The following is a 16,144-nucleotide window of genomic DNA, read 5'->3' as shown; positions in this document are numbered from 1 at the left end:
ATAGACGATTTTTCCCTTTTTCTCAACGAATAAATCTCCATCCATATATCCGGTTAATTTCTTTCATGAATCTGTAAACGTTTCTATCCAGATGTTTTCGCCATCCGTAGTCACCGTCACCGCTCCACCTTTCATCGTATACCAGATCTTTGCCCCGGCATCTTCCAGTCTTTCTATTGTCTCGTCGGATGGATGGCCGTATGTATTGGTTGAAGAACAGGAAATCACCGCCACCTCCGGCCGCACCACATCCAGAAACTCCCGACAGGTTGAATACCTCGAACCATGATGTCCTACCTTCAGAAAATCCACATCGTCCAGTTCCGATAATAGTTTTTTCTCTGTTTCCGTGCCGATGTCGCCTGCAAACAAACCTTTGAATCCGTTATACACCATTTCCATGACCATTCCATCTTCGTTTGCATCTGTCCCCGTCGCCCCGCTCTCCGGTGCAAGAAACCTGAGAAGCACATTTCCTGCACGGATGTTTTTGCCTCTTCTGCCTTTCTGTACACATATGCCAGCTTCCCGTGCTTTCACCATCAGTTCCTGATATGCTTTATCCGGCTGTTCCCATTCTGGAAGGATCAGATTATCTACCCGCACAGAGGTAAGATTTTGCCCTATATAATCAAGCAGTTCCTGCACTCCACTGATATGGTCCTTATCTGTATGTGAGATCAGAATCGCATCTATCACGCCAATCCCCTGATTTTTCAGATATGGCAGTATCTGATATCGTGCAATGTTCTTTTTGTTGCTGCTTCCACTATCAAGCAGAAAATTCTTTCTTTCCGGTGTCCGTATCAAAATGCAGTCTCCCTGTCCGATGTCCAGGCAGGTAATCTGTAATTTTCCCGCTGGTCTGACACATGCACATCCGATTCCCGCCAGAAACATAATCATAGAAAGCCCGAGGAGCATCCCACGTTTTCTCCTGTAACTTTTTTCTGCCGCATTGTTCGACAACTGCTTTTTTCTGCCTGTGTGTCTTTCCTGACTCAACAGCCACAGTCCACCAGACAGTAAAATATAATATACTGCACACTGCCACAATTTCGGACTTCCGGCAATCCATGTACAGAACGGTATCCCCGATGCTGTTTCACACAGCTTTTCGTACAGAAAAAGAAGGAGCCTTCCCGGCAGGATCACATATGATGCCGCAGCTCCTGACACCATACCGACCACAACTCCTGCAATTCCACTGACCAGCACTATTCCAACCGTGGGAAGTACCAGCAGATTAAGAAAAAATCCGACGATTGAAATCTCTCCGTAAATTCGCAGCATGATTGGAAACGTCATCATCTGTACTGCAAAAGAGGCTGCCAGACTTCTGACAAACATACGCAGCTTCCTGTTTTCAACTTTGATCCATTCGGTTAATATCGGTGCCGCCACCCCAATTCCGGCAACTGCTCCGAACGACAGCCAGAATCCACTGTTATACAGATTTGCAGGTGCATCCAGCAGTAACAAAACTGCGGATACTGCCAGAGCCGTAAGCAGATCATACGTCCTGCCGGCGATCCTGGCCCCTACAGCAAGCAAAAACATACATACAGCACGCATCGTCGAGACACCTTCACCTGTAAGCATGCCATATTGAAGCAAAAGCGACAGAGACACCAGCCCTGCCATCACATTCCCTGCACCGGCTTTTTTCAGGATATCAAAAAGTCCTATTCCAAGTACACTGATATGCAGCCCGGAAATTGCCAGAATATGTATGATTCCCGCCATTTGATAACGTATCTTCAGATTCTCTTCAAGATTTGTCTTGTCCCCGAGCAGCATGGCTTCAAAAACCCCTGCATCATCTTCTGCTGCCACTTCCAGTGTCTGCATCATCTGTTTTTTCAGTTTCTGCATAAACTGTCCGTATCTGGAATAACTTTTGCTGCAGGCCTGCATTTTTCCATCTTTCATAAAATAATAAATGTTCCGGCAGGCATAATACTGCTGTGAATCAAATTCTCCGGGATTCCTTGGTGCAGGCACCTCCTCCAGTTTTCCTGCAATTTTTACATTCATTCCTACTGGAAGTTCTTTATTCGATTTTAAAAACACTCTTATATTTTTAATGGGAATTTGTTCTGATCCGACGATCAGAGAGACATGTTTCAGATAGACAGAAAGTGAATATTCCGAAGCCTGACTTTGCTGTACTTCCCCGCAGACAACAGCATCCGGATGTTCCGTAATATAATTCTGTACAGATTCCGGCAGAGGATTTCCACTGATCATTGCAAATCCGGCCAGATCCAGAAACCACATACAGAACATCAGAAGCAGGCACACAAGACACAATGGTCGTGTTTTCATATGCCACCCTTTCTGTATAGATCATAGATAGGAAAGAAAATATCTGTTACTGTCCGTTCACAGCAGCAGATATTTCCTGTCACTGACCGCCTCAGGATTCTTCCTTCTCCTGTGCGATCAGATCTTCATTTTTTTCATAAAATTTGTACAATGGAAGGCTGTCCTGAAAGTTTCCTTCTGTACTGCCCTCAATAGAAATCTGCACTCTGTCAACATCGCAGGAATCTGCGATCGAATTGACAACAGAATAGATAGAAATGTTTTCTCCGACCTCTGTTGCCCCACTCTGGAACGCATTGTTAAGATCCATATAGCAGATCTTATCCGCAGTGATCACACTCAGTACAAGTGAACTCTGTGGTATTGTTGGATAATGTCCGTCTTCCATCGGTCCCTTTGCGAGCTGTTCCAGAACTACCCGTTCTTTTGGCAGAGATCTTCTGTAATACACATTTCTTGTTTCTTTCACCAGATTTTTACCGCTTTTATCCGTAAAATACAATGTAAACGTATCATAGCGATAGCTTTCTGTATCTTTTCCGGAATACTGTGCAAACGTATCTGATGTCATTTCTCCGATTTCCTGATTCCTCGAATTCTTCAGTGCCTGTCCCGCAACGGTAAACTGTACCTTACGGATATCTGAAATCTGCAGAAATGTCTGCACAATGCCTGCCCTCGTCATGACTTCCCGTATCTTACTCATACTGGAATATTCGTCACTGAAATCAATCACAAGCAGGTCTTTCTGTACTTCATAAGAATTTATGGAAACATCCTCAGGCAGAAGGCTGACATCTCCATCCGGAGCTTCTTTGCTGCCAAGCTTCTGCATGAGATCTTTTACCATAAAATCAGTGGAATCCTCCTCCGGAGAATACGGTGCCTCTTTAAGCGCCGTCTCACTCTCATTCATATAATACAGATGATACTTACTGTCCTCCTGGGAAGTTTTGTTGCTTTTTGTTTCAATACTGCATCCGGCAAGTAAACTGCAAACCAGTGCTGCCAGAAGAAGTACTCTTATATATTTCTTCATCCGGCACCTCCTACGGAATATAAGACAACGGGACACGAACTGAAAATGTAGTTCCTTCCCCTTCTCTGCTGAATACTTTGATCACACCATGATGCATGGCAATCGTACTTCTGGTAATTGCAAGTCCCAGACCGGTTCCTCCGATCTCTCTGGAATGCGATTTGTCCACACGATAAAATCTCTCAAAAATACGATCAATGGAATCCTCCGGAATACCCATACCGGAGTCTGCCACTGTAACATAGAAAAATTTGTGGTCAGCATCCAGTGATACACGTACCCAGCCATCATCCACATTATATTTGATTGCATTTTCCACCAGGTTGCTGATAGCGGAAGTGAATTTCAGTTCATCCACATCTGCCTCTACCGGGCGGAAGCTGTCCAGGATCAGGTCAATATTACGTTTATCCGCAATTGGACGCAGACGTTTCAGGATATCTTCCAGAAGCTGATTGATATCCATATGACTGATCTGCAGATCAGCAGACTTCTTGTCCATTTTGACCAGAGTAAGAAGATCTGTGATAATTCGGTTCTCTCTGTCAATCTCCGCTGTAATGTCACGCATAAATTCCTGATAAAGTTCTTCCGGAACTCCCTCCTGTCCCACGAGAGAATCCGCAAGGACCTTCATGGAAGTCATCGGAGTCTTTAATTCATGTGACACATTGGAAACAAATTCAGAACGAGATTCATCCAGAACTTTCATACGTGCAAGCATCTTGTTAAATGCATCCGTGATCAGCTCCGTCTCTGTATAATCCGGAACAGAAATTTCATCCTTCTGATAACCATCTGTAAGATCTTCGATTGATTTTGTGACTCTCGCCAGAGGTTTTACCAGAATTGTGGAAAGAACATAGGCAAGCAGCACCGATAAAGCAACAATGATCCCCGTGATCAGCATAGCCATCTGTTCCTGGTCTCCTACAGTCGCCATTACATCACTCACAGAAATATTCAGCAGCATCACTCCCTGAATCTGTGGTACATCCGCACTCTTTACCGGAATCGCCATCTCCAGCATCTGCCCGTATTTATGATAGTTCGTTGCCTCGCCGTTCTTAAAACATTTCACAACTTTTGGTGAGATCAGCGTTCGTCCCTCATCTACATGATACGTATCCGCAACTACACGGAGATCCCTGTCTACAAGAACGATCCTGCCCCCGTACACATTAGACAACAACTCCAGCTTGCTGTTTACAGACTGGGAGCTGGAGTCATTGAGATAATTTTCTTTGATGATCTGGTTACACAGGATCGCACACTCTGTCGTAACCTCACTTACTTTTACTTCAATCGCCTGCTTTTCATAATTGCTGATCATGAGCTGTGTCACAATAACACTCGGCACAATTCCCAGTATGATCAGTATGACCAGTATCCGAAAACGCAGACTCCTGAAAAACTTCGTCTTTTTTTTCGTTACCATGGATTATGCCTGGAAGTAATATCCCACACCCCATTTGGTGTGTACATATTTTGGCTCACTGGGATTAGCCTCGATTTTTTCACGAAGACGACGGATATGTACATCCACAGTTCTTACATCACCCGGATACTCGTATCCCCATACAATATTCAGAAGATTTTCGCGGCTGTATACCTTATTCGGATTAAATACCAGGAGTTCCAGCACATCGAATTCCTTTGCAGTCAGATTGATCTCTCTGCCCGCAATAAATACACGGCGGCTTTCGCAGTCAAGCTTCAGATCTCCTGCTTCAATTGTTTTGGCTTTTTCTTTTTCTTCGTGTTCAGAACGTGCACGACGCATGATTGCTTTGATTCGTGCCTTTACTTCAAGGATATTAAACGGCTTTGTGATATAATCATCTGCACCGTAATCCAGCCCCAGAATCTTATCCATATCCTCGCCTTTTGCAGTCAGCATGACGATTGGAACATTGGAAAATTCTCTGATCTGCTGGCAGACTTCCAGTCCATCCATCTTCGGAAGCATCAGGTCCAAAAGAATAATGTCATATTTGTTTTCCTTTGCTTTCTCAACCGCTTCTTCTCCATCATAGGCACAGTCAACTTCCATGCCATCCTGTTCCAGATTAAAACGGATTCCCTTTACGATCAGTTTCTCGTCATCAACTACTAAAACTTTCCTGCTCATTCTTTTCTCCTTATTTGTTACTATGAGTGTATAGCTTTTATTCTACTGCTATTTTATCTTTTATTGCCGAAAAAGTACTTTCTTTGATTCCCGGCACCTGCATGATCTCTTCGATACTGGAAAAACGCCCATGTTCTTCTCTGTACGCAAGGATTGCCTGTGCCTTGGCATCACCGATCCCGGTCAGACTCTTAAGTGCTGCTGCATCCGCTGTGTTGATATTTATCACGCCTTCTGCAGTCACCTCTGATCCGTTCTCTGACTTCGCCGACTGTATTTGCGCAGGTAAAGTGCCCTCTTTCACTTCCTCCTGCGTAGGTACATAAATCTGCTGGCCGTCAGCAACAGGCTGTGCCTGATTCACTGCTGAAGCAGCAGCTTCCGGCAGGAATCCCCCTGCTGCCTCAATCGCCTGAAATACTCGGCTGTCTGTCTTTAGGGCATAAACTCCCGGCACATGCACCGCTCCACAGACATCTACAAAAACTTCCACCAACTCTTCTGCCGGTATTTCTGATATCGTTGTCTCCGTCTGGTTCTCTGTCTTTTCGTCTCTGCTCTCAGCCTGCAGATCCGAACTCTCCTCATGTACCTGTTCGTCCAGCATTATTTCTGTTTTTTGCTTCTGACATCCACCCATCCCCATTCCGGTAAATAACAGGGTTACGCCTAACATCAGACTGTATAATTTTGCTTTCATGATATCGGTTCACTTCCTTCCGCAGTAGTACGGCAGAATTCCCCGATTCTCACACTTAACCATGTCTTATTTTAACGAATTCCCGATAGATTTACAATAGGAAACTTTATTTCCTCTTTTATTTCTCCCATTTGAAGATCACAATGCCGGCGATTGCGATCAGCATTCCAAAGATTTTTCTCCACTCAAATGGCTGCTGTGCAGTTCCAAACATGCCAAAAAGTTCGATCACATACGCTACGATCAACTGTGAAATAACGATCAGCATGGCTGCTTTTGCCGGTCCCAGTGCTCCCATGCTCTGAATGACTGTGATTGTAATAAATGCTCCGATCACACCTCCCAGCAATGTATATTTATTGTCTACCTGCCAGAGTGCCGATACGCTCTGCCTTCCATTAAAAAGCCATGCCAGAACGCAAACTGCAAATGCCGAAAGCTGCACCCATCCGGTCGACACCCACAGGCTGGTCTGCTTTGTTACTTCTGTATTAAAAACTCCCTGAATACTCATCAGTGCCCCTGAAATCAATGCTGCCAGAATTCCCCACATAAAAATATACCTCCACGCAAAACAGACCGGATCTTGCTTACACCAGTCCATTAGTTTTATTATCAGCATATACAGAATTGTACTTTTTATGCAGTTCACTTATTCATAAAGCTGTCCATTTTCAGCACAGGCAAAAAAATCCCGCAGTCTTGTCTGTACTGCGGGAGCGGGGGAGAAGATTTTATTCAGTTCTCAGATAATTATCCTGTTCATATATAGTATATCAGTGAATGCTCACGACTCTGTAGCCTGCATCTTTTACAGTTTTTCTGAGCACTTCATCATCGAGTTCACGATCGTAGGTAACAACTGCCTCATTTCAGGACTATAATTATGTCTACCATTATTCGTCATCTCTTCTGAACTCTTCATCTTTTTTCTGTTCTCTTTTTTTCTTAAGCCATTGAAATCCCTGATAGAGCAGCATTCCTACAATATAGATGACAATGACTGCCCCAAACATATACATCGTGGATCCTGTCGAATTTCCCATATCAGTGCCTCCTATCTCAGACGTTTTTTAGAGGACTGTGCAGTACTTTTGTTAAAAGCAGCCCCGCTGCAGCCGCCACAGCTTCCACAGTTGCCGCTGCAGCCACTGCAACCCATGTGTTTGCCTTCTTTGGCATTTTTTACATTTTTATAGATTATATATGCACAATATCCAAGGATCAAAGCCATGATAATAATATTTGCCAGCATTTTATTCATCCTCTCTAATCACTACCAGTCACTCAGGTTACTTATTAAAACAGAGGCCGGACACATCTCTGTATCCAGCCCCCTTATTTTATCTCTTTTATTTATGCCTGTACAGAACGTTTGGAATAAACTTTCTGATCTTTGTACGGATCTGGTCTGAACAGCAGGAACAGCATTACGATAAGTACTGCGAATCCTACTACAGTTCCGATACCGAATGCTCCACCAGTTACGAAAGAACCGATCTGATAGAAGCAGAGGCATACGATGTAAGCGAATACGTTCTGGAAGAGAATTGCGAACCAGAACCATTTTCTGTCGTTCATTTCTTTTGCCATTGTTGCGATAGCTGCAAGGCAAGGAGAATCAAGAAGGTTGAACATCAGGAAGGAGAAAGCTGCGATTCCTGTCGGGAACCAGCTTGCAACACCTGCCGCAACATTTACTGCATCTTCTGTATCACCAGCTACGTTAGCCAGGACACCCATTGTAGATACGATAGCTTCTTTTGCTGTGAAACCGGAGATAGAAGCTGCTACCGGCTGCCATTCGCCGAATCCAAGCGGAGCAAAAATCGGAGCGATCACACCACCGATTGCTGCCATAAGGCTGTCTGCACTGTCTTCTACCATACCGAATCCACCATCTGTGAATCCAAATCCACCAAGGAACCACATTACTACGCAAGCAAGGAACAGGATTGTACCAGCTTTGATGATGAAGCCTTTCAGTCTTTCCCATACATGAAGGAGAACTGTCTTAGCCTGCGGAATATGATACTGTGGAAGCTCCATTACGAACGGAGCCGGTTTACCGGAGAACGGTTTTGTTTTCTTAAGAATGATTGCTGCTACAAGTACAGCTACGATTCCGATGAAGTACATCAGAGGAGCGATAAAGGAGCTCTCTGCATATCCTGCAGTCTCACCGGCGATTACACCACCCATAAGAGCGATAACCGGAAGTTTTGCACCACAAGGAATAAAGGTTGCTGTCATGATAGTAAGACGTCTGTCATTGTCCTGCTCAATGGTCTTGGAAGCCATGATTCCAGGGATACCGCATCCAGAAGAAATAAGGAGCGGAATGAAGCTCTTACCAGAAAGTCCGAAGTGACGGAATACACGGTCCATAACGAATGCGATACGTACCATGTAACCACAGTCTTCAAGGATGGACAGGAACAGGAACAGGATTGCCATCTGAGGAACGAATCCAAGTACTGCACCAAGACCACCAATGATACCATCAACTACAAGTCCCATTACCATATCGCCAGCGCCGATGCTGGTAAGGATATTTGTAAAGAAGTCCTGAATAGCTACTACGAATACATCATTTGTCCAGTCTGTTACGAATGTTCCGACTGTTGTAACGGATACATAATATACAAGCCACATAACTGCAACGAAGATCGGGATACCAAGGATACGGTTGGTAACGATACGGTCAATCTTATCGGATACAGTCAGCTTGTCTTTTGCTTTTTTAACAGTTGTGTTGACAACTTTCTGGATAAATTTGTATCTTTCGTCTGTTACGATACTCTCCATGTCGTCGTCATGCTGTTTTTCAAGTTCCTGACGTTTGGTATCAACCAGAGACTGTCCGGAAGCAGAAAGCTTCATAGCCTCTTTAACTTTTTCGTCGTTCTCAAGGAACTTAACAGCATACCATCTCTTCTTGTCATCTGTAACAGATGTAGGAAGAACACCTTTTACTTCGTCAATAGCTGCTTCCAGATCTTTGGAGAAGATTTCTTTTGGAAGATCAACTTTGCTGCTCTTTGCAACTTTTACTGCTTCGTCGATCAGTTTGTCAAGACCTTCGCCTCTCAGTGCGGATGTCTCAATGATCGGGCAGTCAAGCAGCATGGAAAGACGCTTGGTGTCAATCTTGATTCCTCTTTTTTCAAGAAGATCGGCCATGTTCAGTGCGATAACAACCGGAACGCCTGTTTCGATCAGCTGTGTGGTCAGATACAGGTTACGCTCGATGTTGGTTGCATCGACAAGGTCAATGATCACATCTGGATTCTCTTTGAGAACATAGTCACGGCTGACTACTTCTTCCAGTGTGTATGGTGAAAGGGAATAAATACCAGGAAGGTCAGTTACGATGATGTCTTCGCCTTTACCTTTCTTTCCCTTTAACTTACCTTCTTTTTTCTCTACAGTAACTCCCGGCCAGTTTCCTACGTACTGGTTAGCGCCCGTTAATGCGTTGAACATTGTTGTTTTACCACAGTTCGGGTTGCCGGCAAGTGCAATCTTAATTGCCATTTTTTCTTACCTCCTTATCCTTATATGTAGTACAGAACACTACTACTCACTTATTTTACCTGTACGCACTGAGCATCGTTCTTTCTTACAGATAACTCATAGCCTCTTACAGTGATTTCTACAGGATCTCCAAGCGGAGCAACTTTTCTGATGAACAGTTCGCTTCCTTTTGTGATTCCCATATCCATGATACGACGTTTGTACGCGCTGTCTCCTTCAATCTTAGTTACAACAACGGTAGTTCCGACTTTTGCATCACCTAAAGTCATTGTTCTGTCTCCTTTCTCCCTTTGATTATGTTTATTTCATTTGTTAATACCCGACGAATCACTTCGCTGCTCTGCAGCTCACGTGATTCTGCAAACATTCGGAATCTACAAAGCTTCATGCTGAAACTTGCTTCTTTCTCATGTTTAGGTGTCTTCCAAGTCCATACGTCTCTGCGTGTAAACACGCTCGACATCTGAGCTTTTGAACCCTGGTATTAAATCATAATGTGCCTTGCCATATCTGAATTAACTGCTACACGTGCGTCTTTAATGTTTACGATCACGTTTCCGCCGATTGCTGAAACAACACTTACTTCAGCATCATTGACAAATCCAAGATTTGCAAGAAAACGTCTTGTTTCTTCGTTTCCACCGATTTTCTGGATCTTACATTTTTCTCCGATTCCTGCCATTGTGATTGGCATCATATGTATCAGCCCACTTTCTTTTTATTGAGAATTTTTTTCTTTAGCAAAAAAGTTCACAGTTAATCACCGTTTACTTTTCACTTACATGGGTTAGTATATGCTAACGTAGGTAAGCTGTCAAGTACTTTTTTTCGTTTCGCAAAACTCTTATTTGTTGTGTATAACCACGGTTTGTTGTAAGTCACTTTTATTTGTACTATATAACTATCGTTTGTCAAAAAGAACCTTTTTGCATCTGTATATTTTGATACCAAACCGCATAGAATATTTGTACATTTATGCATTTTTGTTGTTCTTATAATCAAAATATGGTATTATAGAAATGGTATAAATTTAAGTGAAAACCTTGAATTTTAAAGCTGATAAATGAGAAATCATTTTCAATTAGATTATCAACAGAAATTGGGGTGTAATGGATGCATACAAACGAATCCGCCGAAAACTATCTTGAAACAATTCTTATTTTAAGTAAATCACATCCGGTCGTACGTTCCGTAGATGTCGCCTCTGAACTGGGCTTCAAGAAATCCAGCGTCAGTGTTGCAATGAAAAAACTTCGTGAGACAGATCAGATCACCGTATCTCCGGAAGGATACCTTTACCTGACAGAATCAGGTCGCGCTACTGCAGAAAAAATCTACGAGCGTCATCTTTTTCTTTCCGAATGGCTTGAAAAGCTGGGGGTTGACCCGGTCGTTGCAGCCAGTGATGCCTGCAAGATCGAGCATGTGATCAGTACAGAGAGTTTTGCCGCGATTAAAAAACATATTGATCTCGACAGCATGGAATAATAGATTTGATTTTTATCCTTAGATTTCAGATTTGTAGAATAGTTTCAGAACAGGCAAGAGCCCGGCAGTTACGCCAGGCTCTTTTCTAATTTCTCAATCATTTCATCAATATTTTCTTTTGTGATAACAAGCGGAGGCACGAGACGGAGCACGTCGCTTCCTGCAGAGATCACAAGAAGTCCGTTCTCAAGTGCTTTTGTCACAACACTTCCTACAGTCACGCCTTCAATCACCAGCCCCTGCATGAAACCTTTTCCACGACGGGCTGCAACGATTGGATATTTATCCACAAGTATATCCAGTTTTTCCTCAAGATATGGGGTTAATTCCTGTACATGTGCAAGAATCCTATCCTGTTCAAAGATATCAAATACCTTGCTGACAGCTGCACATACAAACGGATTTCCACCATAAGTAGTACCGTGATCTCCCGGTACGAGGGATCCTTCTGCTGCCTTCTGTCCAAGTACAAAGGCTCCTACCGGAACACCGCAGCCAAGTGCTTTTGCACAGGTCATCACATCCGGTTTGACACCGTAAGACTGCCATGCGAAGTAATATCCGGTACGTCCCATACCGCACTGGATCTCATCAAAGATCAGGATGATATCTTTTTCGTCACAGAGTGCACGAAGTCCCTCAAGGAATTCTTTCTGTGCCGGGTAAATTCCACCTTCTCCCTGTACGACCTCTGTGATGATCGCGCAGGTCTTGTCTGTGATCTGTGATTTTACGCTCTCCAGATCATTGAAATCTGCAAATTTCACGCCACCGATCAGAGGTTCGAACGGCTCTCTGTAATGTTCGGTTCCTGTGACAGAAAGAGCTCCCATACTTCTTCCGTGGAAGGAATGGTTCATTGCGATGATCTCATATTTCTGTGCTTCTTTGCCATATTTTGCATAGGCATATTTACGTGCAACTTTGAGTGCACCTTCGATTGCCTCTGTTCCGCTGTTTGTGAAGAATGCTTTGGAAAGGCCGCTGGCTTTGACCAGTTTTTCTCCTGCTTCGCTCATCGGCTCATTGTAATAAAGGTTGGAAATATGAGTCAGCTTATCGATCTGTGCCTTCAAAGCATCATCATATCCCGGATAATGATATCCCAGGGCATTTACTGCGATTCCGGCAGCAAAGTCGAGATATTTTTTGCCCTCTGTATCATAGAGATAGCATCCTTCCCCATGGTCAAACATGACCGGGAAACGGTTATATGTATGCAGAATATTTTCTTCTGCATGATTCATCTGTTCATTCATGCTCATTGTAGTATTTCTCCCCGTCTTCTCTTAAAATAGCAGTACCGATACCTTTGTTTGTAAAAATCTCCAGAAGGAGGCTGTGCGGAATACGTCCGTCCAGGATATGCACTCTGTTTACGCCCTCTTCAATAGCGTCGATGCAGTTCTGCAGTTTCGGGATCATTCCACCACCTACATAACCTTCACTGATCAGTTTTTCTGCTTCATGCACATGCAGTTCAGAAATCAGAGAACTTGGATCATCTTTGTCTTTGTATACACCTTCAATATCAGAAAGGAATACAAGTTTTTCTGCATGAACAGCCTCTGCGATCGCACATGCTGCATCATCTGCATTGATATTGTAGGAATCAAAATTCGTATCAAATCCGATCGGGAATACGATTGGAAGGAAATCTCTCTCCAGAAGATCCTGTAACACCTTCGGATTGACTTTTTCAATATCACCTACATAACCGATATCTTCACCCTTGGAAAGCTTTTTGTGGCACTGAAGAAGGCCACCGTCCTTGCCGCTGATACCAACAGCCTGTACACCAAGAGATTCTACCAGAGTAACCAGCTCTTTGTTTACCTTTGCAAGAACCATCTCTGCAATCTCCATAGTGTCCTTGTCTGTTACACGAAGGCCGTTTACAAAGCGTGGTTCCATGCCGACTTTGTTGACCCAACGGCTGATTTCCTTACCACCGCCGTGAACGATAATCGGTTTGAATCCGATCAGTTTCAGAAGAACAACGTCTTTGATGACATTTGCTTTGAGTTCTTCGTCCAGCATGGCACTTCCGCCGTATTTTACTACTACAATCTTTCTATTAAAACGCTGTATATAAGGAAGAGCCTCGATAAGAGTTTCCGCCTTGTCCAGATATTTCTGATTTACCATTTTTCATTTCTCCTCGATTTTTATAGTATCGTGCAAGCACGAACAGTTTTTGAACTTTTCACCCTGTTATATTGGCGTTATGATCTGTAGTCCGCGTTGATCTTGACATAATCATAGGTAAGATCACATCCCCATGCGGTTGCGGTACAGTCTCCCATTTTGATGTCTGCGATCGCAGTTACCGCTTCTTCTGAAAGGATCTTTGTCGCTTCTTCTTCGCTGTAATTAACAGCCACACCGTTTTCGATGATCTGGATCTTGCCTGCTTTGCTCTCAAAGTAGAGGTCTACTTTTTCCGGATCAAACTGTGCGCCTGAGTAGCCCATCGCGCAGAGGATTCTTCCCCAGTTTGCATCATGTCCGTAGATTGCCGCTTTTGTAAGGGAGGAAGTAACAACGGATTTACTCAAAGTCACTGCCTGTTCCTTGCTCTCTGCACCGATGATCTTTACTTCAAACAGTGCCGTTGCACCTTCGCCATCACCTGCGATCTTCTTGGCAAGTGTGGTGTTGATGTAATTCAGTGCCTCGCAGAATTTCTGATAATCTTCGTTTTTCTCATTGATCTCCGGATTCTCTGCCATTCCGTTTGCCAGCAGAAGAACGGTATCGTTTGTGGATGTATCCCCATCAACAGATACCATATTATAGGTATCTTTGACATCCTGGCTCAGAGCTTCCTGAAGAAGCTGTTTGGAAATGCATACGTCTGTTGTGACAAAACCAAGCATCGTGCACATGTTCGGATGGATCATTCCGGATCCCTTGCACATACCGCCGATCGTAACTGTCTTGCCGCCGATCTCGATCTCTACGGCAACTTCTTTCTCTACGGTATCCGTTGTCATGATCGCTTTGGCTGCTTCGTTTCCGGCTTCCAGAGTTCCTTTGAGCTTCGGAGCCATTGCCTTGACACCGTCGGAAAGTTTCTCGATCGGAAGCTGCATGCCGATAACGCCTGTAGATGCGACCAGTACACTGTTTTCATCTACGTTCAGAGTCTCTGCTGCTGCTTTTGCTGTTGCACGGCAGTAGCTGAATCCCTCTTCTCCTGTGCATGCATTGGCGATACCGCTGTTGCAGACGATCACCTGTGCACTTGGATGTTTATAAACGATCTCCTGATCCCATTTGACCGGAGCTGCCTTTACGATATTTGTGGTAAAAGTTCCTGCTGCCACGCATGGTTTCTCGCTGTAGACCATTGCCATGTCAGTTCTTCCCTGATATTTGATCCCTGCTGCTGTGGATGCCGCCTGGAATCCTTTTGCCGCTGTAACTCCACCTGTAATAACCTTCATAACTTATACTCCTCCTTGGTACAAAAATCTCCGTTTTTATTTACGGAAGCATTGGAATCTGATGAAGTCCTTCTGCCTCGTCGAACCCGAACATCAGGTTCATGTTCTGTACAGCCTGTCCCGCTGCACCTTTTACAAGGTTGTCGATCGCGCCCATCATGATGACACGTTTGGTCCTCGGGTCGATCTTGAAGTTGACATCTACATAGTTGCTGCCTTCGACACATTTGGTCTGCGGGCATACGTCTTTGTCAAGGACACGGATGAATGTTTCATCTGCATAATATTTATCGTAAGCTGCTCTTACTTCTTCATAGGAAACTTCTTTCTTGAGAGAAGCGTATGCAGTTACCAGGATTCCTCTGTTCATCGGGATCAGATGTGGTGTGAAGTTGATCAGCACTTCCTGCCCGCATGCATAGCCAAGCTGGTCCTCGATCTCCGGTGTATGGCGGTGAGTTGCTACGCCGTATGCTTTGATATTCTCATTTACTTCACAGTAAAGATTCGGAACTTTGGCTCCTCTTCCTGCTCCTGAAGTACCGGATTTTGCATCGATGATAATAGTGTTCGGATCGATCAGGCCTTCTTTGAGAAGCGGGTAGATGGATAAAGTGGAACAGGTCGGATAACATCCCGGGTTCGCGATGAGTCTTGCTTTCTTGATGTCCTCACGGTTGATCTCGCACAGTCCGTAAACTGCCTCATCGATAAACTGAGGAGATTTGTGCTCGATGCCGTACCATTTCTCATATTTCTTTACATCCTTGATACGGAAATCTGCACTCAGGTCGATGACCTTTGCTTTGGAAAGGATTTCTTCATTAACAAGAGACGCACAAAGTCCCTGTGGTGTTGCAGTAAAGATCACATCTACTTCGTCTGCAAGTGCAGCCATATTGTCGTCCATGCACTTCGCATCTACCAGTTTAAAAAAGTTCTGGTATACATCTGCATATTTCTGATCGATATAACTTCTTGAGCCGTACCATGCAACTTCTACTTCTTTATGTCCAAGGAGCAGTCTTGCCAGTTCATTTCCTGCATAACCGGTTGCTCCGATGATTCCTGCTTTAATCATTTCTCATTCCTCCTAGAATCACAAATTAGCAGTTACTTTATGCGCAACTGCTTGAAACGGGGATCTCCTCCCGTATAAACTGTATTGATTATACCATTACTGCTCATATATTCGCAGTAATTGGTCAAAATCCATTCCAAATTGCCTGCGGCAATGGGATTTTGCCCCGTATGTCTCAGGATTTTGCCATATCTGGCAAAACACTTCGCGGGACATTCTCCGTATAAACTGTATTGATTATACATCTATACTGCATAATATGCAATACAAAATTTTACCATTTTCGCATCCGCATTCCGCGATTTTATGTATTTTTATGGGTTCTTTCCTATTTAATAGTGCATTTTTATGCAAAAATTTCTTTTATTTTTTTGTATATTGGTATTGCATA

General features: G+C 43.8%; 16 protein-coding genes. 1 reads left to right on the top strand and 15 read right to left on the bottom strand.

Annotated elements, in window-relative coordinates:
* Positions 1–63: 63 nt before the first annotated feature.
* The 11 genes from KQI91_RS07340 to KQI91_RS07290 all read right to left on the bottom strand — a co-directional run bounded on the left by KQI91_RS07340 (position 64) and on the right by KQI91_RS07290 (position 10,429).
* A complete protein-coding gene (locus tag KQI91_RS07340; RefSeq protein ID WP_216392197.1) occupies positions 64–2,328 on the bottom strand; it encodes a DNA internalization-related competence protein ComEC/Rec2 in 2,265 nt (754 codons plus the stop codon).
* 91 nt (positions 2,329–2,419) lie between these two features.
* Complete coding sequence (locus tag KQI91_RS07335) at positions 2,420–3,367, bottom strand: GerMN domain-containing protein (RefSeq protein ID WP_216392196.1); 948 nt, start codon at positions 3,365–3,367, stop codon at positions 2,420–2,422.
* Between the two features lie 10 nt (positions 3,368–3,377).
* A complete protein-coding gene (locus KQI91_RS07330) occupies positions 3,378–4,805 on the bottom strand; it encodes a sensor histidine kinase (RefSeq protein ID WP_216392195.1) in 1,428 nt (475 codons plus the stop codon).
* 3 nt (positions 4,806–4,808) lie between these two features.
* Complete coding sequence (locus tag KQI91_RS07325; RefSeq protein WP_216392194.1) at positions 4,809–5,498, bottom strand: response regulator transcription factor; 690 nt, start codon at positions 5,496–5,498, stop codon at positions 4,809–4,811.
* A gap of 37 nt (positions 5,499–5,535) precedes the next feature.
* On the bottom strand, positions 5,536–6,198 hold the full coding sequence (locus KQI91_RS07320) for a ComEA family DNA-binding protein (RefSeq protein WP_216392193.1): 663 nt from the start codon (positions 6,196–6,198) through the stop codon (positions 5,536–5,538).
* Positions 6,199–6,316: 118 nt separating this feature from the next.
* Positions 6,317–6,751 carry a DMT family transporter gene (locus tag KQI91_RS07315; protein WP_216392192.1) on the bottom strand — a complete coding sequence of 145 codons (435 nt, stop codon included), beginning with the start codon at positions 6,749–6,751 and terminating at the stop codon, positions 6,317–6,319.
* Positions 6,752–7,094: 343 nt separating this feature from the next.
* Positions 7,095–7,244 (bottom strand): hypothetical protein, encoded by a 150-nt coding sequence (locus tag KQI91_RS07310; RefSeq protein WP_216392191.1) that lies wholly within the window; start codon positions 7,242–7,244, stop codon positions 7,095–7,097.
* Between the two features lie 11 nt (positions 7,245–7,255).
* Positions 7,256–7,453, bottom strand: coding sequence for a FeoB-associated Cys-rich membrane protein (locus KQI91_RS07305; RefSeq protein ID WP_216392190.1), 198 nt, complete (start codon positions 7,451–7,453; stop codon positions 7,256–7,258).
* Positions 7,454–7,554: 101 nt separating this feature from the next.
* Entirely contained in the window at positions 7,555–9,735 is a 2,181-nt protein-coding gene (feoB, locus tag KQI91_RS07300; protein WP_216392189.1) for a ferrous iron transport protein B, read from the bottom strand.
* A gap of 50 nt (positions 9,736–9,785) precedes the next feature.
* Entirely contained in the window at positions 9,786–10,004 is a 219-nt protein-coding gene (locus tag KQI91_RS07295) for a FeoA family protein (RefSeq protein ID WP_216392188.1), read from the bottom strand.
* Positions 10,005–10,219: 215 nt separating this feature from the next.
* Complete coding sequence (locus KQI91_RS07290) at positions 10,220–10,429, bottom strand: FeoA family protein (protein WP_216392290.1); 210 nt, start codon at positions 10,427–10,429, stop codon at positions 10,220–10,222.
* Positions 10,430–10,848: 419 nt separating this feature from the next.
* Between KQI91_RS07290 and KQI91_RS07285 the strand changes: the two genes are divergently transcribed.
* Complete coding sequence (locus tag KQI91_RS07285) at positions 10,849–11,223, top strand: metal-dependent transcriptional regulator (RefSeq protein ID WP_216392187.1); 375 nt, start codon at positions 10,849–10,851, stop codon at positions 11,221–11,223.
* 68 nt (positions 11,224–11,291) lie between these two features.
* On the opposite strand, the gene KQI91_RS07280 is transcribed toward KQI91_RS07285, so the two are convergent.
* The 4 genes from KQI91_RS07280 to argC all read right to left on the bottom strand — a co-directional run bounded on the left by KQI91_RS07280 (position 11,292) and on the right by argC (position 15,753).
* Complete coding sequence (locus tag KQI91_RS07280; protein ID WP_216392186.1) at positions 11,292–12,488, bottom strand: aspartate aminotransferase family protein; 1,197 nt, start codon at positions 12,486–12,488, stop codon at positions 11,292–11,294.
* Entirely contained in the window at positions 12,475–13,371 is an 897-nt protein-coding gene (gene argB, locus KQI91_RS07275; protein ID WP_216392185.1) for an acetylglutamate kinase, read from the bottom strand. Before argB ends, KQI91_RS07280 begins: the two co-directional genes overlap by 14 nt.
* Before the next feature lie 77 nt (positions 13,372–13,448).
* Positions 13,449–14,672 (bottom strand): bifunctional glutamate N-acetyltransferase/amino-acid acetyltransferase ArgJ, encoded by a 1,224-nt coding sequence (gene argJ / locus KQI91_RS07270; protein WP_216392184.1) that lies wholly within the window; start codon positions 14,670–14,672, stop codon positions 13,449–13,451.
* 40 nt (positions 14,673–14,712) lie between these two features.
* Entirely contained in the window at positions 14,713–15,753 is a 1,041-nt protein-coding gene (gene argC, locus KQI91_RS07265; RefSeq protein WP_216392183.1) for an N-acetyl-gamma-glutamyl-phosphate reductase, read from the bottom strand.
* Positions 15,754–16,144 lie beyond the last annotated feature (391 nt).

It is taken from the genome of Blautia sp. MSJ-19 (assembly GCF_018918125.1).
In the GTDB taxonomy this organism is placed as follows: domain Bacteria; phylum Bacillota; class Clostridia; order Lachnospirales; family Lachnospiraceae; genus Blautia_A.
The sequence above is the reverse complement of the archived record's forward strand: the minus strand, read 5'-3'. Positions and strand labels throughout refer to the sequence as shown.

Bases quoted from the DNA above. Each gene is read 5' to 3' on its own strand.
- argC (WP_216392183.1), bottom strand. From the start codon at position 15,753: ATGATTAAAGCAGGAATCATCGGAGCAACCGGTTATGCAGGAAATGAA.
- KQI91_RS07295 (WP_216392188.1), bottom strand. From the start codon at position 10,004: ATGACTTTAGGTGATGCAAAAGTCGGAACTACCGTTGTTGTAACTAAG.
- KQI91_RS07320 (WP_216392193.1), bottom strand. From the start codon at position 6,198: ATGAAAGCAAAATTATACAGTCTGATGTTAGGCGTAACCCTGTTATTT.
- KQI91_RS07315 (WP_216392192.1), bottom strand. From the start codon at position 6,751: ATGTGGGGAATTCTGGCAGCATTGATTTCAGGGGCACTGATGAGTATT.
- KQI91_RS07305 (WP_216392190.1), bottom strand. From the start codon at position 7,453: ATGCTGGCAAATATTATTATCATGGCTTTGATCCTTGGATATTGTGCA.
- KQI91_RS07285 (WP_216392187.1), top strand. From the start codon at position 10,849: ATGCATACAAACGAATCCGCCGAAAACTATCTTGAAACAATTCTTATT.
- feoB (WP_216392189.1), bottom strand. From the start codon at position 9,735: ATGGCAATTAAGATTGCACTTGCCGGCAACCCGAACTGTGGTAAAACA.
- KQI91_RS07310 (WP_216392191.1), bottom strand. From the start codon at position 7,244: ATGGGAAATTCGACAGGATCCACGATGTATATGTTTGGGGCAGTCATT.
- KQI91_RS07330 (WP_216392195.1), bottom strand. From the start codon at position 4,805: ATGGTAACGAAAAAAAAGACGAAGTTTTTCAGGAGTCTGCGTTTTCGG.
- KQI91_RS07335 (WP_216392196.1), bottom strand. From the start codon at position 3,367: ATGAAGAAATATATAAGAGTACTTCTTCTGGCAGCACTGGTTTGCAGT.
- KQI91_RS07280 (WP_216392186.1), bottom strand. From the start codon at position 12,488: ATGAGCATGAATGAACAGATGAATCATGCAGAAGAAAATATTCTGCAT.
- KQI91_RS07290 (WP_216392290.1), bottom strand. From the start codon at position 10,429: ATGCCAATCACAATGGCAGGAATCGGAGAAAAATGTAAGATCCAGAAA.
- argJ (WP_216392184.1), bottom strand. From the start codon at position 14,672: ATGAAGGTTATTACAGGTGGAGTTACAGCGGCAAAAGGATTCCAGGCG.
- argB (WP_216392185.1), bottom strand. From the start codon at position 13,371: ATGGTAAATCAGAAATATCTGGACAAGGCGGAAACTCTTATCGAGGCT.
- KQI91_RS07340 (WP_216392197.1), bottom strand. From the start codon at position 2,328: ATGAAAACACGACCATTGTGTCTTGTGTGCCTGCTTCTGATGTTCTGT.
- KQI91_RS07325 (WP_216392194.1), bottom strand. From the start codon at position 5,498: ATGAGCAGGAAAGTTTTAGTAGTTGATGACGAGAAACTGATCGTAAAG.